21 protein-coding genes are annotated in these 20,575 nt (G+C 72.0%); 11 read left to right on the top strand and 10 right to left on the bottom strand.

The window, feature by feature from the left end; translation table 11 throughout:
* Window positions 1-36: 36 nt before the first annotated feature.
* Both NMK34_RS04870 and NMK34_RS04865 read right to left on the bottom strand, forming a co-directional pair.
* Entirely contained in the window at window positions 37-1,020 is a 984-nt protein-coding gene (locus NMK34_RS04870; RefSeq protein ID WP_318332378.1) for a ketopantoate reductase family protein, read from the bottom strand.
* Between the two features lie 100 nt (window positions 1,021-1,120).
* Window positions 1,121-1,864: a M50 family metallopeptidase gene (locus NMK34_RS04865; protein WP_135243321.1), complete on the bottom strand. Its 744-nt coding sequence runs from the start codon at window positions 1,862-1,864 to the stop codon at window positions 1,121-1,123.
* Window positions 1,865-1,964: 100 nt separating this feature from the next.
* Here NMK34_RS04865 and NMK34_RS04860 point away from each other — a divergent pair, with 100 nt between their 5' ends.
* Together NMK34_RS04860 and NMK34_RS04855 are read left to right on the top strand one after the other, a co-directional pair.
* Window positions 1,965-2,513, top strand: coding sequence for a Uma2 family endonuclease (locus NMK34_RS04860; protein ID WP_318332377.1), 549 nt, complete (start codon window positions 1,965-1,967; stop codon window positions 2,511-2,513).
* Between the two features lie 128 nt (window positions 2,514-2,641).
* Window positions 2,642-3,394 carry a GH25 family lysozyme gene (locus NMK34_RS04855; RefSeq protein ID WP_318332376.1) on the top strand — a complete coding sequence of 251 codons (753 nt, stop codon included), beginning with the start codon at window positions 2,642-2,644 and terminating at the stop codon, window positions 3,392-3,394.
* 64 nt (window positions 3,395-3,458) lie between these two features.
* On the opposite strand, the gene NMK34_RS04850 is transcribed toward NMK34_RS04855, so the two are convergent.
* Window positions 3,459-3,671, bottom strand: coding sequence for a hypothetical protein (locus NMK34_RS04850; RefSeq protein ID WP_091047495.1), 213 nt, complete (start codon window positions 3,669-3,671; stop codon window positions 3,459-3,461).
* An 88-nt stretch (window positions 3,672-3,759) separates the two neighbouring features.
* Entirely contained in the window at window positions 3,760-5,736 is a 1,977-nt protein-coding gene (locus NMK34_RS04845) for a serine/threonine-protein kinase (protein ID WP_318332375.1), read from the bottom strand.
* A gap of 91 nt (window positions 5,737-5,827) precedes the next feature.
* Here NMK34_RS04845 and NMK34_RS04840 point away from each other — a divergent pair, with 91 nt between their 5' ends.
* From NMK34_RS04840 to NMK34_RS04815, 6 genes are all read left to right on the top strand, one after another.
* Complete coding sequence (locus NMK34_RS04840) at window positions 5,828-6,040, top strand: acyl-CoA carboxylase subunit epsilon (RefSeq protein WP_318332374.1); 213 nt, start codon at window positions 5,828-5,830, stop codon at window positions 6,038-6,040.
* 101 nt (window positions 6,041-6,141) lie between these two features.
* The gene (locus tag NMK34_RS04835; RefSeq protein ID WP_121684324.1) at window positions 6,142-6,594 is read left to right on the top strand and encodes a hypothetical protein; all 453 of its coding nucleotides are present in this window, start codon (window positions 6,142-6,144) and stop codon (window positions 6,592-6,594) included.
* On the top strand, window positions 6,591-7,976 hold the full coding sequence (locus NMK34_RS04830) for a hypothetical protein (protein ID WP_318332373.1): 1,386 nt from the start codon (window positions 6,591-6,593) through the stop codon (window positions 7,974-7,976). Before NMK34_RS04835 ends, NMK34_RS04830 begins: the two co-directional genes overlap by 4 nt.
* Window positions 7,977-8,113: 137 nt before the next feature.
* The gene (locus NMK34_RS04825; protein ID WP_318332372.1) at window positions 8,114-9,118 is read left to right on the top strand and encodes a S8 family serine peptidase; all 1,005 of its coding nucleotides are present in this window, start codon (window positions 8,114-8,116) and stop codon (window positions 9,116-9,118) included.
* A gap of 10 nt (window positions 9,119-9,128) precedes the next feature.
* On the top strand, window positions 9,129-9,785 hold the full coding sequence (locus tag NMK34_RS04820) for a Maf family protein (RefSeq protein ID WP_318332371.1): 657 nt from the start codon (window positions 9,129-9,131) through the stop codon (window positions 9,783-9,785).
* Between the two features lie 9 nt (window positions 9,786-9,794).
* Window positions 9,795-10,448 (top strand): O-methyltransferase, encoded by a 654-nt coding sequence (locus NMK34_RS04815; protein WP_091330207.1) that lies wholly within the window; start codon window positions 9,795-9,797, stop codon window positions 10,446-10,448.
* 76 nt (window positions 10,449-10,524) lie between these two features.
* Here the strand turns inward: NMK34_RS04815 and NMK34_RS04810 are convergent, their stop codons facing one another.
* The 4 genes from NMK34_RS04810 to NMK34_RS04795 all read right to left on the bottom strand — a co-directional run bounded on the left by NMK34_RS04810 (window position 10,525) and on the right by NMK34_RS04795 (window position 14,345).
* The gene (locus NMK34_RS04810; protein ID WP_318332370.1) at window positions 10,525-11,832 is read right to left on the bottom strand and encodes an MFS transporter; all 1,308 of its coding nucleotides are present in this window, start codon (window positions 11,830-11,832) and stop codon (window positions 10,525-10,527) included.
* Between the two features lie 62 nt (window positions 11,833-11,894).
* A complete protein-coding gene (locus NMK34_RS04805; RefSeq protein ID WP_013284036.1) occupies window positions 11,895-12,650 on the bottom strand; it encodes an ABC transporter permease in 756 nt (251 codons plus the stop codon).
* A gap of 17 nt (window positions 12,651-12,667) precedes the next feature.
* Complete coding sequence (locus NMK34_RS04800; protein WP_318332369.1) at window positions 12,668-13,627, bottom strand: ATP-binding cassette domain-containing protein; 960 nt, start codon at window positions 13,625-13,627, stop codon at window positions 12,668-12,670.
* Between the two features lie 127 nt (window positions 13,628-13,754).
* Window positions 13,755-14,345, bottom strand: coding sequence for a PadR family transcriptional regulator (locus tag NMK34_RS04795; protein WP_318336272.1), 591 nt, complete (start codon window positions 14,343-14,345; stop codon window positions 13,755-13,757).
* A 132-nt stretch (window positions 14,346-14,477) separates the two neighbouring features.
* Here NMK34_RS04795 and NMK34_RS04790 point away from each other — a divergent pair, with 132 nt between their 5' ends.
* Together NMK34_RS04790 and NMK34_RS04785 are read left to right on the top strand one after the other, a co-directional pair.
* Window positions 14,478-16,229, top strand: a complete 1,752-nt coding sequence (locus NMK34_RS04790) for an acetyl/propionyl/methylcrotonyl-CoA carboxylase subunit alpha (RefSeq protein ID WP_318332368.1) — start codon at window positions 14,478-14,480, stop codon at window positions 16,227-16,229.
* A gap of 126 nt (window positions 16,230-16,355) precedes the next feature.
* Window positions 16,356-17,795, top strand: a complete 1,440-nt coding sequence (locus tag NMK34_RS04785) for a GuaB1 family IMP dehydrogenase-related protein (protein WP_318332367.1) — start codon at window positions 16,356-16,358, stop codon at window positions 17,793-17,795.
* Window positions 17,796-17,807: 12 nt separating this feature from the next.
* On the opposite strand, the gene NMK34_RS04780 is transcribed toward NMK34_RS04785, so the two are convergent.
* On the bottom strand, window positions 17,808-18,347 hold the full coding sequence (locus tag NMK34_RS04780; protein ID WP_318332366.1) for a TetR/AcrR family transcriptional regulator: 540 nt from the start codon (window positions 18,345-18,347) through the stop codon (window positions 17,808-17,810).
* Between the two features lie 85 nt (window positions 18,348-18,432).
* Between NMK34_RS04780 and NMK34_RS04775 the strand changes: the two genes are divergently transcribed.
* Entirely contained in the window at window positions 18,433-18,876 is a 444-nt protein-coding gene (locus NMK34_RS04775) for a DoxX family membrane protein (protein WP_318332365.1), read from the top strand.
* 41 nt (window positions 18,877-18,917) lie between these two features.
* Here the strand turns inward: NMK34_RS04775 and NMK34_RS04770 are convergent, their stop codons facing one another.
* Window positions 18,918-20,540 carry a DHA2 family efflux MFS transporter permease subunit gene (locus NMK34_RS04770; protein WP_318332364.1) on the bottom strand — a complete coding sequence of 541 codons (1,623 nt, stop codon included), beginning with the start codon at window positions 20,538-20,540 and terminating at the stop codon, window positions 18,918-18,920.
* Window positions 20,541-20,575 lie beyond the last annotated feature (35 nt).

The raw sequence follows: 20,575 nt of genomic DNA, 5'->3' as shown, positions 1-20,575 counted from the left end.
AGGGGAGACGCCTGGCGTACCGGGTGCGGTTGCCACTCAGCCGATCATTTTCTCCAGTTCGCTCACCGGCAAGCCGCCTGCCGGGATCCGGTCGCGGACCGCTCGGCGGACCGCCGTCTGCACCGCCGCGTTGGCCGGGGTCGGCACGCCGTGCAGGCGCCCGAGCAGCACGATCTCACCGTTGAGGTGGTCGGTCTCGACCGAGCCCGCGCCACGGGCCAGGCTCTGCCAGGTGGAGCCGCCGGAGCGTTCCTCGCCGCCCACCGGCCGGTGCGACACCCGGTCGCCGCGTTCGGCGGCCTCCTCCTCGACGGTGGTGTGGGCGATGCCTGCGGCGGCGAGCGCCGCCTCGCCCTCGGCGCGTACCCGCTTCGACAGCGACTCGGGCACGTCCCATGCGAGCAGCGCCTGGAGGCCGTTGCCGAGGTTGGCGAGCAGCTTGCCGTACTTCCAGCGCATCACGTCGTCGCGGACCGGCGCGACGAACCCGGCTGCGGTCAGGTCGGCGGCGACCGCGCGGCTGGTGTCGTCGGCGCCGCTCGGGTAGCGGCCGATGTGCAGCATGCCCGGATGCGGATGGCCGTTGGCGACCACCACGCCCGGCTCCAGGTGGGTGGCGGGCAGCCACACGCACACCGGGTGTACGCGGGCGAAGCGCCGCAGCGCGGCCGGCTCGTTCGCGACGCCGTTCTGGGCCAGCACGACCGGCAGCCGTTCGCCCGCCGTCCCGCCGCCCTCGACCGGGGCGTCCGCCCAGACGTCGAGCGCCGCCACGGTGTCCTGCGACTTTACGGTGAGGACCAGCACGGTGTCCGCCGGCAGCGGCGGCCCGTCCGGACCGGCCACTGCGGGGAGCCGGCCCGTCACGTCACGGTCCGGCGTGCGCAGCGTCAGACCCCGCTCCCGCAACGCGTCCGGGTGCGCCCCACGGGCCACGAGCGTCACGTCGTGGCCGGCGTCGGCCAGGAGTACGCCGATGGTGCCGCCGACCGCGCCCGCTCCGATGATCACGTATCGCACGGCCCGATTCTGCCCTGCCGCGTAGCGGCCCGCTCCGCGACGCGATACGGCGCGCTGCGGGCCGGCTCGGCGCGGCCCGCAGCGGTGCGGCTCGGCACGGTCAGCCGGTGAGCCCCGCGTCGGCCAGGATCGGGCCGGCCAGCAGCAGCGCTCCGGCGGCCAGCGCGCCCACGCTCACCAGCAGGAACACGCCCACCCAGAACAGCGCCGGGAACGGCGTGATCCGGGCGAGCTGGTCGGCGTCGGACTGCGGCATCCGGCCCCGGGCGCGTTGCCGGTGCAGCTCGAACACCGGCCGCACGCCGCCGATCAGCAGGAACCAGACCGACGTCCACGCGAACGCGGCCTGCACCTCGGGCGAGGTGTACCAGGAGACGGCGAGCACCACGCCGCCGGTGACGAGTAGCGACAGCACGCCGAACAGGTTGCGGATCATCACCAGCATGGCCAGCAGCAGTGCCACCGCGAGCCACAGCAGCAGCGTGATCCGGTTACCGGCCAGCAGCCACGCGCCGCCGAGACCGAGCAGGGACGGCGCGACGTACCCGGCGAGCAGCGTGAGGATCATGCCGGGCCCGGTGGGACGGCCGGCGGAGAGCGTGAGCCCGGAGGTGTCCGAGTGCAGCCGGATGCCGTGCAGCCGCCGGCCGGTGAGCAACGCGACGAGCGCGTGGCCGCCCTCGTGCGCGATGGTCACCGCGTTACGGGCGATCCGCCAGGGCAACCGGGCCACGACCACCGCGAGCGCGACGGCGGCGGTGACCACCACGAGCAGCGGCGGCGGGTCCGGCTGGGCGCTGGTCAGCGTGTCCCAGAGCGTGGTGAGACCGTCGATCAGGGGCATGGGCGGGGAGCCTACCGCCCCGAGCCGTGTCGCTCGACGGGCGTGCTCTGTGGGGCGGTCACACTTGGCCGGGCAGACGCGGGAACGGAGATGAGATCAAGTGGATCCGGTAGGCGGTTCGTCCGTGACTCCGCTGACCGAGGCCGACTACCTCGCGGCGGACTACGGTCGTCATCGCGTCGAACTGTTCGACCGGGGACTGGTCGTCAGTCCCGCCCCCGACCTTCGGCATCAGCGGGTGGCGCGACGGCTGGCGAACGCCGTCGAGTCGGCGGCCGCGCCGACCGGTCTCCTCGTGTACCACGGCGTCAACGTTCGGCTCGACGTCGACCGAGTCATGATCCCCGACCTCGTCGTCACGGATGCGCAGGACGAGAGCACGGTCCTCGAGGCGAAACATGTCGCGCTGGTCGGCGAGGTCGTCTCGCCCCGGAACGCGGGCGTCGACCGGGTGTTGAAGATGCAGCTCTACGCGATCGCCCGGATTCCGTGGTACCTGCTCGTCGAGCAGGACGGTGACAGCCACTCGCTACGGCTGCACCGGCTCGACGGCGCGCACTACGTCGAGGATGTCGTCGCCAAGGCGGGCGAGACGCTCAGTGTCACCGAGCCGTTCCGCTGGGCGATGGACCCGAGCGTCCTGCGCTGACCCGCAACTGTCGCGCCACCTGGGCGAACGACGGCCGTCGATGAAGATTTCCTTTCTGCCTATTGCGATCTAGGGCACTAACCTCCAAAGATGGGCGTCAATAGATGGACGTCCCTCTGGAGGCAACCATGCCCAGCACCAGACTCTCCGTACGCCGGCTTCTCGCCGCCGGCCTGGCCGCCGCCGCCACCGCGGCCGCGGCCCTCGTGGCGACCGCCGGACCGGCCGCCGCCGCGACCACGCCCGGGATCGACGTCTCCCGCTACCAGGGCAGCATCAACTGGACCAGCGTGCGCAACTCGGGCATCCAGTTCGCGTTCATCAAGGCGACCGAGGGTACGAGCTACAAGGACCCGAACTTCAACGCGAACTACGTCAACGCGTACAACGCCGGGGTGATCCGCGGGGCGTACCACTTCGCCCGGCCGAACATCTCCGCCGGTTCCACCCAGGCCAACTACCTGGCCAGCAACGGTGGCGCCTGGTCGGCGGACAGCCGTACGCTTCCCGCCGCGCTGGACATCGAGGGCAACCCGTACAGCGGCGGCTACTGCTACGGCCTGAGCACCACCGGCATGCGCAACTGGATCCAGGACTTCCTGAACACCTACCGCTCCCGCACCGGCCGGTACGCGGTCATCTACACCACCACGAGCTGGTGGAACCAGTGCACGGGCAGCTGGTCCGGCCCGTGGGCCAACCACCCGCTGTGGCTCGCCCGCTGGGCCAGCTCGCCCGGCACCCTGCCGGCCGGGGCACCGTTTTGGAGTTTCTGGCAGTACACCAGCACCGGCGCCGTCTCCGGGATCAGCGGCAACGTCGACCGCAACTACTGGAACGGTGACCGCAGCCGGCTGATCGCCCTGGCCAACAACACCTGACGTACGCCGGAAACCAGTGGGACCGCCCCCTCACGAGGCGGTCCCACTGTCGTCGTACCCGAAGTCAGGCTCTGCGGCGCGCGGTGGCCGGGACGGGCACCGGCGTGCGGCGCGTCAGACGCCACGCCGCCACGCCGGCGACCGTGAGCGTCAGCACGCCGAGGACCGCGACCGGCGCGGACAGGCCGGCGCTGATCAGGAGCAGTACGACGTCGCCGAGCGCCACGAGCATCCACAGTGCCAGCCGCGGGCCGGTGTACCTCCGTCGGTAACCCATGTCGCGCCTCCTTCCGTCGTCGGAGGGATTCATACCCCCGAGGACGGAAAGCCATGCGAGCGAGTTTCGTGACCGGCGGGATTCCCGGTCAGTTCCTGCGGTCCGGCACGAAGCCCTTGGTGATGATCTCCCAGTTGGCCAGGTTGGCGTCCCAGTCCTTCGCCGGGACCTCCCAGCGCAGCGCGAAGCCCCGGTTGCCGGCGGTCGCCACACCACGGTTGCGCACGTGGAAGCGGGTGCCGTCGTCGCGCGTCTCCAGCCAGTCCCAGTCGGCGCAGGTGCGGAAGTAGGGGTCGCACTTGGTGATGCTGACGTACTCGTAGCCCCGGACGTAGTTGCGCCGGCTCGACTCCTGCGCCTTCCAGTCGGCGTACGCGTCCTTCTTCGGCGACGACGTCCACTGGATGAACAGCACCCGCCGAGCGCCGCCGACCTCGTAGAGCACGACGTTGTCGCTGCGGACCCGCGCCTCGAAACCGTTCGGGATCGGCACCTTGAAGCCGTTCGGGCCGGTGTAGAGACGCCATCCGGCCGGCAGCGTGAACCCCGAGGCCGACGGGCTGGCCGACGGCGTGGGGCTGGCCGACGCACTGGTCGCCGGGGCGCTCGGCGACGCGCTCTCGCTCGGCGCGGGCGGCGCCGCCGCCGACGCCGAGGTGCCGGCCGTCGGCTCACCGCCGTCGCCGTCGTCACCGTTGTTCAGCAGCGGCACGGCCACCACCAGGCCGACGAGCAGCAGCAGAACCAGTGCGCCGATCAGCAGGTTGCGCCGGTTGGGGGCGGACTTCTCGACCGGCAGCACCGTCGCGCGGCCGGACGACGCCTCCTGCACGGGAGCCGGGCTGACCGGCGCGGAGCCGGTCACGGCCGGGCTCACCGGCGCCGGGGTGTCGGCGACCGGCTCACCGTCGAGCCGCGTCTCGTCCAGCGCCGGGTCGACGCCGTCCACCCGCGCCTCGTCGTCCACACGGGTCTCGTCGGCCGAGGGCGCCGGGTCGAGCTTCGCCGTCGGGTCGGCGGGCGGCGGGGTCACCTTCGCGGTGGGCCCGGCGTCCGAGGTGGGCGCCGGCACCTTCGCCGTCGGGTCGGCGGCTGCCGCCGTACCCCCGGTTGCGGCGACCCCGGACGCGGCGCGTTCGGCCTGGTCGGCGGGGCGCGGCGCCGGCACCAGCGGCGGGCGCGGCACGCGCGGGCCGTTCGGCCCAGGCCGACGTACGCCGTCCAGCAGCGAGATGCTCTTGGCCCGCCGGCCGGCGGCCTTGCGCAGCATGCGCTCCGCGACCTCGGCGGTGATCCGCTCGTCCGGATCCTTGCGCAGCAGGCCCTGGAGCACCGGCTTGAGCGGCCCGGCGTTGCGCGGCGGCGGCATCGGCTCGGTGGCGAGCGCCGCGAGCGTGGCGATCGCCGACGGGCGCGCGTACGGCGACTTACCCTCGACCGCCGCGTAGAGCGTGGCGCCGAGCGACCAGAGGTCCGCCTCGGGGCCTGCGGTGCCGTCGCGGGCGCGCTCCGGAGAGATGTACGCGGGCGAGCCCAGCACCATGCCGGTGCGCGTCACGTTCGGGTCGCCGGGGATGGTGGCCAGGCCGAAGTCGGTGAGCACCACGCGGCCGTCCTCGCCGAGCAGCACGTTGCCCGGCTTGACGTCGCGGTGCATGATGCCGGCCTTGTGCGCGGCCTTCAGCGCGTTCAGCACGCCGAGACCGATCTCGACCGCCTTGGCCGGGGTGACCGGGCCGTCCTCGGCGATGGTGTCCTGCAACGACTTCGACGCCACGTACTCCATGACGATCCACGGGTCGCCGTCGGTGCGCAGCACGTCGAAGATGCGGACCACGTTGATGTTGTTGAGGCGGGCGATCGCCCGCGCCTCACGCAGTGAGCGCTCGCGCATCTCGCGGCGCTCCTCCGGGGTGAGACCGGGGGGCGGGACCAGTTCCTTGATGGCCACGTCCCGGTGCAGTACCTCGTCCCGCGCCTTCCAGACGCGGCCCATGCCGCCTTGACCGAGCGGCGTGAGAAGCCGGTACCGGTCGGCGACGAGTTGGGGGAGCGCGTTCGACATCGCAGAAACCGTACCCGGCCGCTGCGACGCCCACACCGTCGGCACGCCACTGTACGGCGAAGGTCGAATTCGCGACGCGTACCCTTGGGTCATGTCTGCCGAGGAGCCGCTGTTCCGGATCGTCCGTGGCGTGCCCACCGCCGAGGAGCTGGCCGCTCTGGTCGGCGCGATCGTGGTGCGCACCCGCCCGGCCCAGGCCACCGCGCCGGCCCCCGTGTCGCAGTGGGCGCGCAGCGCACGCCCCGCCCTGGCCGGGCCCGTCGCGGGCCCCGGCGCCTGGCGGGCCTCCGGCCTCCCCCGCTGACCTCACCTCCCACTCGCGGCGGCGGGGCGGGGCTGCCGGGATCAGCGTCGAGCCATTAACCTCACTCAGGGAAACCGTGTGGTGACGGGCAGGAGGCTCCGATGATCCCGGAGGACAACCAGCCAGCCGGCTGGCTGCGCGGCTACGGCGGCATCGAGGCCGACATCCGACAGATGCGGGAGTTCGCCGACCGCCTCCAGGACGAGGTGACGCGCAACTACTCGCCGCACCTGTCCTACATCGCCGACGACATGAAGGCCCCGGTGCCCAATCCGGCGGACGCCTTCATCGAGCTGGTCCAGTTCCTCCAGGCCCACCACGACACCCAGACCGCAGCGGTGAGTGCCGTGTGGGATCTCGCACCGGCGACCGGCCGGCTCGCCGACGCCGCCGGGCGGATCGCCGCCCGCTACGGCGACGCCGACGCGTTCTCCTCCGCCCGAGTGGCCGACGTGGAGCGGGCGCTCGCGGGCCCTTCCGCCACCGTCGCCCGCCCGATGCCGCCACTGGCCGACCCCACCGCCCCCGAACAGAGCCGGGTGATCCTGCCGTGATCGAACGGGGCAGCGGACGCACCTCCGGGCTGACCGACTGGCGGCTGATGGACGTCCTCAGCATGTGGGCGTGCGTGCAGGACCAGGACACCGCCGGCCAGTGGAAGCAGGTCGCCGGTTGGCGCAAGGTCTGCGACCTCGCGCTGGCCCACCTGAGCCGCCTGCGGGAATACCGGCGCGGGCTGGCCGAGGCGTGGCCGCCGGAGACCAACGCCGCCGCGCGGTCGTACATCGCCGAACTCGACCAGCTCATCGAGCGCGTGCAGCGCACCCACGACGCCGCCGCCGCGAACTACGACGCGCTGGCGGCCGCCGCCCGCGCCATCGGCAGCGCGCGGGCCGAGCTGCAACCACTGCACGAGGAGTACGCGAAGAAGCTGCGGCAGAAGCAGGCGTACGAGGCAACGATCGCCGACCCGAAGGCGGTGGCGGGCAGCCGGTTGCCGGAGCGGCCCCCGGTGACGGACGACGACCTGGAGCAGTTGAACGTACGGGCGCGCGGGTTGATGACGGGATTGAGCGGCGAACTCCAGCACGCCCAGGTCATGCTCCAGCGCCCACCAGCACCGAAAAAATGGCCTGGCCGCGATGATGGGGCAACCCTGTCTAACGAGGCACCATCAATTCCCTCCATACCGCCCGTAATCCCTACTCCGCTTGTGACGTCAGTCAGAAGCGACGCAGCGCCACGACCGGATGCGTACAAACTCAACCCCACCACGCCAGCGTCCTCGGTGATCGGCCCAGTGCTCGGGGGAGCACATACTGGCATCGCGCCGACTCCGCAGGGTTCTGCTCTGGCTCCGGCCCTCACGCCCGGTACTACCCCACCCCATCCCGGGCTGGGCGGCCCACCTCTGATCCCAGGATCGCTGGGCTCAACGCCCCGTACACCTCAGCCTCCTCAAGTCAGGGAGTCCTCGCCCTCGGGGAAGACGGTCGCGAATAACCGAGAGGGCATCCACCGGACGATGTCACCACCCACGAACTACCCAGGCGGGCTGATCGGCGGAGTTCCGGGCACGGGCCAGTCTGCCTCATCGATGCCACAGCGTCGGATTAACCCGGTCGGCGGTGTCATCGGCGGCGGCGGAGCCGGAACAGCACCGACTGGCGCCGCTGGATCGCGCCCGGGCTCGGGAAGGCTCTCCAACCCGGAGGGGTTTCACGGCGCCCCTCCCCTTGGCGGCGCCCCTGGTTTTGGTCCTACTCGCACTGGCGGCAGCCCTCGTACATCCGGAACGCACCAGAACGACGATCACGAACCTTCATGGAACCCAGACCACCCATGGGTCACGAAGAAGGGAGTACCGCCTATCGTTATTCCGCCAGAGGATGAAGGGCCGATTGATCCCGGACCCGCCATCGGACTCGGCAGGTGAAGCACACACTAAGCCGATTATTGGCATATTCGGCGCTTGTCGGCGTCGCATTACCTACATCCGCCCCAGTCGAAGCGACAATGCATTTCCCTCCCGCTGCAGCCGGCCTGCCGAAGCCGCAATGGCACCTATCTTATATGCGGACGGCAGAGGCGAACTCACTCTCCAAAGGCTCTGGGGCGGTGATTGCCGTCGTGGATACAGGGGTCGCACCCCACCCCGACCTCCAACGAAACCTTCTTGACGGAGTAGATCTGACGACGAGCCATTCACCCAACGGCCAAAGAGATTCAGATGGCCACGGCACAGCGATGGCCGGCCTCATCGTTGCCAATGGCGGGCCAACCGGTGGAGGCGTTGCCGGCATCGCCCCAGAGGCTAAGGTTCTGCCCATACGGGCGAAGATCAGGAACTCAGAGGGCGACGTAGCCGACTTGGTCAGCGGGATTGAATTTGCGATTTCAGCAGGCGCAGACGTTATAAGCATCTCAGCCGCAGCCCCGGCAGACACTCAAGTCCAGAAGGCAATCAAGCTTGCACAACAAGCGGATATCGTGGTCGTAGCGTCGGCAGGAAATACCACAAGTTCATCAATAGTGGAGTATCCGGCTCGCGAGCCAGGCGTGATCGCCGTCGGCGGAATTGATCGACAGGGGAACCATGCTGACATTTCAGTCACCGGGCCGGAAATTGATGTCGTAGCGCCGGCCGTCGACATCTACAGCACCGGGCTCAACAAGGGCTATCGAGTCGGCACCGGCACATCCGATGCGACTGCGATCGTTGCCGGGGCTGCTGCTCTCATCCGCTCCAAGTACCCCAACCTGCCCGCCCAGGAAGTCGCCCACCGCCTGACCGCCACCGCCGTCGACAAGGGACCACCCGGTCGCGACGATCAGTACGGCTACGGCGTCATCGACCTGGTCGCCGCGCTCACCGCCGACGTACCGCCGCTCGGCTTCGAGTCCTCCAACGTAACGCCACCCGCGTCGGCGGAGGCAGCACCCGACAAGGGCGACGACGGCAGCGCGACCGTACGCGGGCTCGCCACCCTCGGTGTGCTGGTGGCGGCGGGCGGCGGCTACCTGTTCTGGCGGCGCCGCCGTCGTGCCGACGACCCGCCGCCGAGGGTCAGCCGGTAGCGTCGGCGGGGTGTCGACCTCCGTACCGGTGCGCCTCGTGCTCGCCTCGCAGTCCCCCGCCCGACGCAAGTTGCTCCAGGCCGCCGGGATCGAGCCGGACGTGCTGGTCAGCGGCGTGGACGAGTCGCAGGTGGTGAGCGATCGGGCCGAGGAGCTGTGCCTGGAGCTGGCCCGGCTGAAGACGCAGGCGGTACGCGATCGGCTGCGGCCCTCGCCGGACGAGCGCACGCTGGTGCTCGGCTGTGACTCGGTGCTCGCCTTCGACGGTGAGATCCTCGGCAAGCCCGATGACGCGGCGGACGCCACCCGGCGGTGGCAGCGGATGCGTGGGCGCAGCGGCGTCCTGCACACCGGGCACTGCCTGATCGACGTGACCCATGAGTCCCGCGCAGAGGCCGTCGCCTCGACCACTGTGCACTTCGCGGACATCAGCGACGACGAGATCGCCGCGTACGTGGCGACGGGCGAGCCGCTGGCCGTGGCGGGGGCGTTCACCATCGACGGGCTGGGCGGGGCGTTCCTGACCGGGATCGAGGGTGATCCGGGCACGGTGGTGGGGTTGTCCCTGCCGTTGCTGCGCCGGCTGCTCGCCGAGGTGGAGCTGAGCATCGTCGACCTGTGGACGAAGGTCGCGCCCGGGGGCCAGGAGATCGAGCATCTCGGCTAACGTCCGGACATGACCACGAAGCCGCTGCCGCTCACCCCGGAACTGCACGCCTACCTGGTGGCCCACGGGTCCGCCCCGGACGAGATCGTCCAGGAGCTGGCCGAGGAGACCCGGGCGGCCCTGCCCGCCGAGGCGGTCATGCAGGTCGCGCCCGAACAGGCCGCGTTCCTGACGTTCCTGACCCGGCTGCTCGGCGTACGGCAGGCGGTCGAGGTCGGCACGTTCACCGGCCTCTCCTCGCTGGCGATCGCGCGAGGGCTGGCCGAGGGCGGCCGGCTGACCTGCTTCGACATCTCCGAGGAGTACACGGGCGTGGCCCGGCGCTACTGGCAGCGCGCCGGTGTGCAAGACCGCATCGAGCTGCGCATCGGCCCGGCCGCCGAGACGCTGCGCGAACTGCCCCGCGAGCGTTACCTGGACTTCGCGTTCATCGACGCGGACAAGGTCGGCTACCCGATCTACTGGGACGAGCTGGTGCCCCGCATGCGGCCCGGCGCGGTGATCGCCGTCGACAACACGCTGCGCGACGGCCGGGTGCTCGCCCCGCGCAACGCCGACGACCGGGCCATCGCCGCGTTCAACGACGCGGTCATCGCGGACGTCCGCGTCGAGGCGGTCATGCTGCCGATCGCCGACGGCGTCACGCTCGCCCGGGTGCTCTAGCCGGCCGAACACAACCTCCCCGAAGTGGCGGGATCCCTGAGCACCGGATACCGCCACCTCGCCGACATCGAGTCGATCAAGCCGTGCGGACCGGCGCGGGCAGGGCACGTCCCAGCCGCACCGTCAGCAGCACCGCCACCGCGATGAACGCGGGCAGCAGCAGGAACGCCGGGTGCGGGCCGACGCCGTCGGCCACCCACCCGAGTGCCACGGGCGCGATCCCGAAACCCACACCCATCGAGTACGCGGACCAGCCCGCCGCCTTGTCGGCGGCCGGACCGGCGACTGCGAGCGCGATCGAGATGGCCAACGGGTAGTGCAGCGCGTTGCCGAGCCCGAGCACGACCAGCCCGATGACCGCGAGCCAGCCGACCGTACTGCCCCAGAACAGCGCGAACCCGGCCGTCGAGACAGTGAGCGCGCCGAGCAGCAGCGGTACCGGCGCCCAGCGCAACGCGGCCCGGCCACCGGCGATCCGGCCGGCGAACATGCCGCAGACGATCGCGGCGACCGCCGCCGACGCCCCGCCCGCGCTCAGCCCGGCGTGGGTCCGCAGCACGTCGGCGGTCCACAGCGACAGGCACACCTCGATCGACCCGGTGACGGACATCAGGACCCAGGCGATCCAGTACGCACGCGGCAACCGCCCCGCCGCACCGGAGCCGGAGGAGACAGGCTCCCCGGAGGCGGGAACGGCCGAAGCGGGCACGACCGGAGCGGGCACGACGGCTTCGGGCACCCCGGAAGCGGGGACGGCGGGCACCCGGGTGGCGGCGGCCACGGGGACGGGTGTGCCGGCAGCCGCGTCAGCGGTGGCGCGTTTCGGCCCGCGTACCCGGAAGGTCAGGGCGGCCAGCGCGACAATCGCGATCAGCCCGACCTCGACGGCCATCAGCGGTCGCCAGCCGAGGCCGGCGTCGACGGTGGCGCCGATGGTCAGCGGCGCCAGGATGCCCATGCCGGCGCAGGCCGCGTTGGCCTCGGTGAGCGCGGCCGGGGCGGTGGGGCCGTGCCGGGCGGTGAGCACCACGCTCACGCCGCTGACCACCATCATGCCGAAGGTGGCGATGACCGCGACGGCGGCGAGCGTGGCCGGCAGCGGGCGGAGCAGGCCGAGCGCGGTCACGCCGGCGGCGACGCCGGCGAGGCCGAGCCAGATGGCCGGGCCACGGCCGAGGCGGCGGGCGACCGGGGCGAACAGCGCGCCGCCGGCGAGCGCGCCCACCGCGATGCCGGTGCTGTGCAGGCCGGCGACGGCGGCGCTGGTGCCCTGTTCGTCGCGGAGCAGGGGTACGACCGGGCCGAACCCGTAGAGGAAGAAGCCCCACAGACCGAGCTGGGCGTAGGTCAGCCAGGTGATCCGGTCACGGGTGAGGCGGGGCACCGGCCCACGCTACGCGCGCCCGGCCGGTGCCCCGCCCCTGCTGAGAGGTAGGTCTCCCCTGCTCAGCGGACGCTGCGGGCGAACTGGCGGGCGGCCCAGAACACGCCTGCGGCGGCGAGCACCGCGATGATGCCGAGGCCCTGCCAGACCCGGTCGTTGCCGAGGTCGCCGTTGAACAGCGCGCGGGTGCCCTCGACCGCCCAGGAGAACGGGTTCCACTTGGCCACGCCTTGGAGCCAGCCGGGGGCGAAGGTGAGCGGCAGCAGGATGCCGGAGAGCAGCAGCACCGGCTGCGCGACGGTGTTCATCAGCGGGGCGAGCGCGTCCTCGCTCTTGACCTTGAGCGCGATGCCGTAGGAGACGGCCGAGGTCATCAGCGCGATGAGGGCGAGCATCAGGTACGCCAGGAGCAGGTTGCCGATGAACACGCGCAGGTCGAATGCGAGCGCCAGCAGCGTGATGATGATCGCCTGCGCGATCAGCGAGACGACGTCGCGCAGCGAGCGGCCGAGCAGCAGGGCGAGCCGGCTGACCGGGGTCACCCGGGAGCGCTCGATCACGCCGGCGCGCAGCTCGGCGATCAGGCCGAAGCCCTGGAACAGGCCGCCGAAGATGGCCAGAAGCACGAGCAGGCCGGGTACGAAGATCTTGTACGCGGCGGCCTGGGTGGGTGCGTTCAGCGCGGGCTTGAGCAGCGGGGCGAACAGGAGCAGGTACATCACCGGCTGGAAGACGCCGACGAAGATCCATACCGGGTTGCGCAGCAGCAGTTGCGTCTGGCGCTGGAAGATCAGCCAGGTGTCGCGGGCGAGTTTCATGACAGCTTCTCCGGTGGTCAGGACTCGCGCAGCGAGCGGCCGGTCTTGGTGAGGAAGACGTCGTCGAGGCTGGGGCGGTGCAGCTCGATCGAGCGCAGGTCCAGCCCGGCGTGGTCGAGCCGGCGCAGCACCTGCGGGATGGCGGTGGCGCCCTCGTCGACGTAGAGGCGCAGGCCGCCCTCGTCGACGGTCTCCAGCTTGCTCACGTACGCCTCGGTGTCGAGAAGCTCGGCGGCGCGCGGGGTGCTCGGGGCGTCCAGGCCGACGATCACCACCTCGCCGGAGATCTCCCGCTTCAGCTCGGCCGGTGTGCCCTCGGCGACCACCTCGCCGTGGTCCATGATCGCGATGCGGTCGCAGAGCGCGTCCGCCTCGTCCAGGTAGTGCGTGGTGATGAAGACGGTCATCCCCTCGGTACGCAGCCGCCGGATCTCGTCCCACATGTGTGCGCGGCTCTGCGGGTCGAGGCCGGTGGTCGGCTCGTCCAGGAAGACGATCTTCGGCTCGTGGATGATGCCGAGCGCGATCTCGACGCGCCGGCGCTGGCCGCCGGAGTAGGTCTTGCACTTGCGGTCGGCGTACTCGGTGAGCTGGAAGGCTTCGAGCGCGCGCTCGGCGCGACGGTGCGCCTCGGCCTTGCCGATGCCGTAGAGGCGGGCCTGGAGCACCAGCTCCTCGCGGGCGCTCGACTCGTCCCAGGTGCTGCCGCCCTGGGCCACGTACCCGATCCGGCGGCGCACCTCGGCCGGATCCTTGCGCAGGTCGGCCCCGGCCACTGTGGCGTCGCCGCCGTCCGGCTCGATGAGCGTGGCGAGCATCCGCAGCGTGGTGGTCTTTCCCGCGCCGTTGGGCCCGAGGAAGCCGAAGATCTCCCCCGCTGCGACGTCGAGGTCGACGCCGCGGACCGCGTCCACTGTCTTCGTCTCGCGACCCGCGCGGGAGCGGTACGACTTCCGCAACCCCCTGGTCTCGATCATTTCTGCTCCTGGTCGTCCGGGCGGACCTGACCGGCCGCCGTTCGTCCGCGAGGACGCACGAATCCCCCGCGATTCCCGCCGAGGCTAACGCGATATAGCTCTTTTGGTCAACGTTGATTATGTCGTGTCATCGAGACCCGTCGGACCAGCCCGACCAGCCCTCGGCCCGTTCCATCCCATCGGGCAGGTACGAGACTCCCGACTCGATCCGCTCCGCGATCCGCTCGCACCAGGCCGTCTCCGCCTCGGCGCGGGCCAGCCACAGCTCGAACATCCACCCGACGTGCACCGGCTTGCGGGTGCGTACCCAGTCCGAGTCGAGCGAGGCCCGCATCGACTCCACCCCGGCCCGGAGCAGGTTCGCCCGGTTGCGCAGCGCCGCCGCGGCCTCGTCGCGGGGCATCGCCGGCAGGAAGGAGAACGCCGCGACGAACGGATCGGGTGTCTCCTGGACCTGCCACCACTGCGCCCGCAGCAGCGTCTCGAACTCGTCCTCTCCCTTCGGCGTCACCTCGTACGTGGTGCGCGCCGGACGGGCGCCCACCTGCTCGACCGAGACGGTCCGCAGCAGCCCTTCGTCGGTGAGCTTGCGCAGCGCGTGGTAGATCGAACCCGGTTGCACGTTCGCCCACTTGTCCGCACTCCAGCTCAGCAGCTCGCGGCGCACGTCGTAGCCGTGCACCGGCTGCATCCACCTGACCAGGCCGAGAATCATCATCCGCGTCGCCGACACGGGACAAGCGTAATAACCAAGTTTGACTACAGTGCCGCATCCCACACTGAGCGATCGTTAGGCCCCGCAGCTCGGCCGCTAAACTCCCGGCAACGACCTCCCGGGAGGAGCCACAAGGTGCGCAAGGTTCTCATCGCCAACCGCGGCGAGATCGCCGTCCGCGTCATCCGCGCCTGCCGCGACGCCGGGCTGGCCAGCGTCGCCGTCTACGCGGACTCCGACCGGGACGCCCTGCACGCCACGCTCGCCGACGAGGCGTACGCACTCGGCGGTGACACCGCAGCCGACAGCTACCTGCGCATCGACAAGCTGATCGACGTGGCGGCCCGCTCCGGCGCCGACGCGGTGCACCCCGGCTACGGCTTCCTCTCCGAGAACGCCGACTTCGCCCAAGCCGTCATCGACGCCGGGCTGACCTGGATCGGCCCCACCCCGCAGGCGATCCGCGACCTCGGCGACAAGGTGACCGCCCGGCACATCGCGCAGCGCGCGGGCGCGCCGCTGGTGCCCGGCACCCCGGACCCGGTCGCGAACGCCGACGAGGTGATGGCGTTCGCCGTCGACCACGGCCTGCCGGTCGCCATCAAGGCCGCCTTCGGCGGTGGCGGGCGCGGCCTCAAGGTCGCCCGCACCATGGAGGAGATCCCGCACCTGTTCGAGTCGGCCACCCGCGAGGCGGTCGCCGCGTTCGGCCGGGGCGAGTGCTTCGTCGAGCGCTACCTGGACAAGCCGCGCCACGTCGAGGCGCAGGTGCTGGCCGACCAGCACGGCAACGTGATCGTGGTGGGCACCCGGGACTGCTCGTTGCAGCGCCGGCACCAGAAGCTGGTCGAGGAGGCCCCCGCGCCGTTCCTCACCGACGCCCAGCGGGCCCAGATCCACGACAGCGCCAAGGCCATCTGCCGGGAGGCCGGCTACCACGGCGCCGGCACCGTGGAATACCTGGTCGGCGCGGACGGCACGATCTCCTTCCTGGAGGTCAACACCCGGCTCCAGGTCGAGCACCCGGTCACCGAGGAGACCGCCGGCATCGACCTGGTCCGCGAGCAGTTCCGCATCGCCGACGGCGAGAAGCTGCGCTTCACCGAGGACCCGACGCCGCGCGGGCACGCCATCGAGTTCCGGATCAACGGCGAGGACCCGGGCCGCAACTTCCTGCCCGCCCCGGGCACCGTCACCGCGCTGCGCCTGCCGTCGGGGCCGGGCGTGCGGGTGGACACCGGCATCTCGGCCGGCGACGTGATCGGCGGCAACTTCGACTCGCTGCTCGCCAAGGTGATCATCGTCGGCGAGACGCGTACCGAGGCGCTGGAGCGGGCCCGCCGGGCGCTCGACGAGATGGTGGTCGAGGGCATGGCGACAGCGCTGCCCTTCCACCGCCTGGTGATCCGCGACGAGGCCTTCAGCTCCGATCCGTTCACCGTGCACACCCGGTGGATCGAGACCGAGTGGGACAACACCGTACCGGCCTTCACCGCCACCGCCGGCGCCGCCGACGAGCCCGCCGAGCGCGAGACCGTCGTGGTCGAGGTGGGTGGCAAGCGGCTGGAGGTCGTCCTCCCCGCCGGGCTCGGCGCGGGTACGGCGGCAGCCGCGCCCACCGCGAAGAAGCCGGCCCGCCGGGGTGGCGGGGGCAAGGCGGGCGCCGCGGTCAGCGGGGACACGCTCACCTCCCCGATGCAGGGCACGATCGTGAAGATCGCCGTGGCGGACGGCGACGAGGTGGCCGAGGGCGACCTGGTCGTGGTGCTGGAGGCGATGAAGATGGAGCAGCCGCTGCACGCGCACAAGGGCGGCACGGTGAGCGGGCTCGCCGCCGAGGTCGGCGCGGTGATCACGTCCGGCGCCGCGATCTGCACCATCGCCTGAGGTGTAAGGAAGGGCCCCTTCTTAACGCCTGAGGTAGAGAAGGGGCCCCTTCTTAACAGCGCGGGGCACGGGTGGTCTGAGCCACCACAGGGGGCGGGAGCGCCGCCGGGCGGGAATGATGGCCGGGTGCGGTTCCTTCACGGCGCGGTCCCCGCGCACGACCTGACCTACAACGACGTCTTCATGGCGCCCAACCGGTCCGAGGTGGGCTCCCGGCTCGACGTCGACCTGGCCACGACCGACGGGACCGGCACCACGATCCCGCTCGTGGTGGCGAACATGACGGCCGTCGCCGGCCGGCGGATGGCCGAGACAGTGGCCCGGCGCGGCGCGGTGGCGGTGATCCCGCAGGACATCCCGATCGAGGTCGTCGCCAACGTGGTCGGCTGGGTCAAGCAGCGGCACCTGGTGCACGACACGGCGATCACGCTCGGCCCGACCGACACGGTCGGCGACGCCATCCACCTGCTGCCGAAGCGCTCGCACGGCGCGGTGATCGTGGTCGACGCGGACGGCCGGCCGATGGGCGTGGTGACCGAGGCGGACACCGTCGGCGTGGACCGCTTCGCCCAGCTCCGGCACGTGATGTCGACCGAGCTGCACACCGTCGGGGCGGACGCGGACCCGCGTACCGGATTCGACAGGCTGTCGGCGGGCCGGCGGCGGCTCGCGCCTGTGGTGGACGACGACGGCCGCCTGGTCGGGGTGCTGACCCGGCAGGGCGCGCTGCGTGCCACGCTGTACAAGCCGGCCACCGACGACCGGGGGCGGCTGCGCGTCGCCGCCGCCGTGGGCATCAACGGTGACGTCACCGGCAAGGCCGCCGCGCTGCTGGAGGCCGGGGTGGACACGCTCGTCGTGGACACCGCGCACGGGCACCAGGAGCGGATGCTCCAGGCGCTGCGGGCGGTCCGCCGGCTGGACCCGCCGGTGCCGGTGGCGGCCGGGAACGTGGTGACTGCGGACGGCGTACGCGACCTTGTCGACGCGGGCGCGGACATCGTGAAGGTCGGCGTCGGGCCGGGCGCGATGTGCACCACCCGGATGATGACCGGCGTGGGGCGCCCGCAGTTCTCCGCAGTGCTCGACTGTGCGGCGGCGGCCCGCTCGCTGGGGCGGCACGTCTGGGCCGACGGCGGCGTCCGCCATCCGCGGGACGTGGCGCTGGCGCTCGCGGCCGGGGCCTCGAATGTGATGATCGGCTCCTGGTTCGCCGGCACCTACGAGTCCCCCGGCGACCTCTACACCGACGCCGACGGGCGGCGCTACAAGGAGAGCTTCGGGATGGCGTCGTCGCGTGCGGTGAGCGCCCGGACGGCCGAGGACAGCGCGTTCGACAGAGCCCGCAAGGCGATCTTCGAGGAGGGCATCTCCTCGGCCCGGATGTATCTGGACCCGAACCGGCCCGGCGTCGAGGACCTGATCGACGAGATCATCTCGGGCGTACGCAGCGCGTTCACGTACGCGGGCGCGCGCAGCCTGGAGGAGTTCCACGAGCGGGCGCTCGTCGGTGTGCAGAGCGCCGCCGGGTACACCGAGGGGATGCCGCTGCCGACGAGCTGGTGACGTCCGGCCGGCTCAGTCGAACAACCGCCTGATCACGGTACGGGCGGCGGCCTCCGGGTCGTCGCCCACCCGTGACGGCAGCGCGCCGGCGAGCCAGAGCGTGGCGAAGCCGTGCACGATCGACCAGGCGGCGAGCGCGTCGGCGTCCGGCTCCCGCCCGGTGCGCCGGGCCACGCCCTCGCGCAGCACGTCGCCGGAGCGGGCGCGTGCGGCGACCAGTTCCGGGTCGTCGGCCCGGTACAGCTCGGGCCGGAACATGACGTCGAAGTGCGCCCGGTGCCGCACCGCGAACCCGACGTAGGCCACGCCGGTGTCGAGCAGGTCGTCCCCGGCCTGCCGCAACGCGTCGGCGAGCAGGTCGAAGCCCTGGGTGGCGAACGCGGTGAGCAGTCCGGCCTTGTCGCCGAAGTGGTGCGCCGGCGCGGCGTGCGAGACCCCGGCGCGCCGGGCCAGCTCACGCAGGCTCAGCGCGGCCGGTCCGGACTCGGCGATCGCCTCGGCGGCGGTGCTCAGCAGGACGCGGCGGAGGTCGCCGTGGTGGTACGAGGCCATGCCGTCACCCTAACTTGTCATTGACAAGATGGCACCTGCCGACGCAATCTTGTCAGCGACAAGATATTCGTCGGAAGGATCGACAATGGCACCCCTGATCGCACTCCTCGCCGGCACCGCGCTGGCCCGGATCGCCGGCCTGCTCGGCGTGGACGCCCTGGACGGGTGGCATCCCGCGCTGCGGGTGGGGCTGGCGCTGATGTTCGTGCTGACCGGCGTGGCCCACTTCGCGTCCCGCCGCGCCGACCTCATCGCGATGGTCCCGCCGGCGCTGCCCCGGCCGGGCCTGCTGGTCACCGTCACCGGCGTACTGGAACTCGCCGGGGCGCTCGCCCTGCTGTTCCCGGCCACCGCGCGTCCGGCGGCCGCCGGGCTGGCACTGCTGATGCTCGCCATGTTCCCGGCCAACGTGTCGGCCGCACGGCGACGGCTCACGCTCGCCGGGCGCCCGGTGACGCCGCTCGGCGTCCGTACCGTGCTCCAGGTCGTCTTCGTGGCCGCCGCGCTGGCGGTGGCCCTCGGCGGATGAGCCCGGCGGGCCGCAGCCGGCCGGGGCCGCCCCGGTGCGGCTCAGGCCCGGGCCGGCTCCGCCTCGGCGGGCGGGCTGTCCCCGGTCTCCTCGGGGCGCACCGCCGGCAGGCGCAGGCAGGCGACCAGGCCGATCAGCAGGAATCCGGCGCCCGCGAAGGCCGCGTACCGGGTGGCCTCGGAGAACGCCGCCTTCGCCTCCTCGGCGATCGGCGCGGTACGCGGGTCCGCCTCCAGCCCGCCGATCGCCGCGCCGGCGCTCTCCTTGACCGCGCTCACCACCTGGTCCCGCTGGGCCGGGGTGAGTCCGGGCTGGTCGGCCAGGCGGTCGCCGAGGATCCCGCCGAGGCCGGCGAAGAGGACGGTGCCGAGCACCGCGATGCCGAGCGCGGAGCCGACCTGCCGGGCGGTGCTCTGCAGGCCCGAGCCCTGACCGCTGCGGCGTACCGGCACCTGCGACAGGGAGACGCCGGTGAGCTGGGCGGTGGCCAGGCCGACGCCGACGCCGTACACGAACAGGAAGCCCAGCGGCGCCCACCAGCTGGTGTCCGGCGCGACCACGAAGCCGAGCCCGGCCACGCCGACCAGCTCGGCGGCGACGCCGAGCTGAACCACCCGGGCCGCGCCCCAGCGCTGGGTCAGCGGCGCGCCGATGCCGCTGGCCAGGAAGCTGCCGACGGCCAGCGGCAGCAGCGCCAGGCCGGTGCGGAAGGCGCTGTAGCCGAGCACGTTCTGGAACCACAGCGGCAGTGCGAACAGCAGGCCGAACTCACCGAGGCTGACGATCGCGGCGGCCAGGATGCCGTTGCGGAACGAGCCGATGCCGAACAGCGACAGGTCGAGCAGTGCGGGACGGCCCGCCCGGTTGCGGCGTACCTGCTGGGCCAGGAAGATCCCGAGTGCGACGAGGCCGACCAGCGCGGCCACCGGCACCGGCGAGATCGAGGCGGTCCAGTCCAGCCCGAACAGGCTGAACGGCCGCTCCCGCTCCCACCAGCCGTAGGTGCGGCCCTCGATCAGCGCGAAGACCACGCCGGTCATGCCGATCACCGAGAGCAGCGCACCGAGCAGGTCCAGGCCGCGTTCGGCCCGCTCGTCGCGGGACTCCGACACGAGGACGAGCGTCGCCACGATCACGGCCAGGCCGACCGGGACGTTGATGCCGAAGGCCCACCGCCAGGAGTACGTGGTGGTGAGCCAGCCGCCGAGCAGCGGCCCGAGCGCCGCCGCGCCACCGATGGTGGAGCCCCAGACGGCGAACGCGATGCCCTTCTCCCGGCCGGTGAAGTTGGCGTTGAGCAGGGAGAGCGAGGTGGGCAGCATCATCGCCCCGCCGACGCCCTGGAGCACGCGGGAGGCGATCAGCGTCTCGCCGGAGCCGGCGAGCGCCGCGAGCACGCTGGCGACCACGAACACGGTGACGCCGACGAGGAACATCCGCCGCCGCCCGGACCGGTCGGCGAAGCGGCCGGCGACCAGCAGCAACGCGGCGAAGACCAGGGTGTACGCCTCCTGGACCCACTGCGCGTCGGTGGACGTGATGTCGAGATCCCGGATGATCTGCGGCACCGCGACGTTCACGATCGTGGCGTCCACGATGATCATCGCTACGCCGAGGCTGATGGCCAGCAGCCCGAACCAGCGTCCGCGCCCGTCGCCGCGCATGGCGCCCTCCCCCTTTAGCTAGATTCTCTAGCTAC

This window comes from Micromonospora sp. BRA006-A, assembly GCF_033433935.1.
GTDB classification, from domain to species: Bacteria; Actinomycetota; Actinomycetes; order Mycobacteriales; family Micromonosporaceae; genus Micromonospora; species Micromonospora aurantiaca.
The sequence above is the reverse complement of the archived record's forward strand: the minus strand, read 5'-3'. Positions and strand labels throughout refer to the sequence as shown.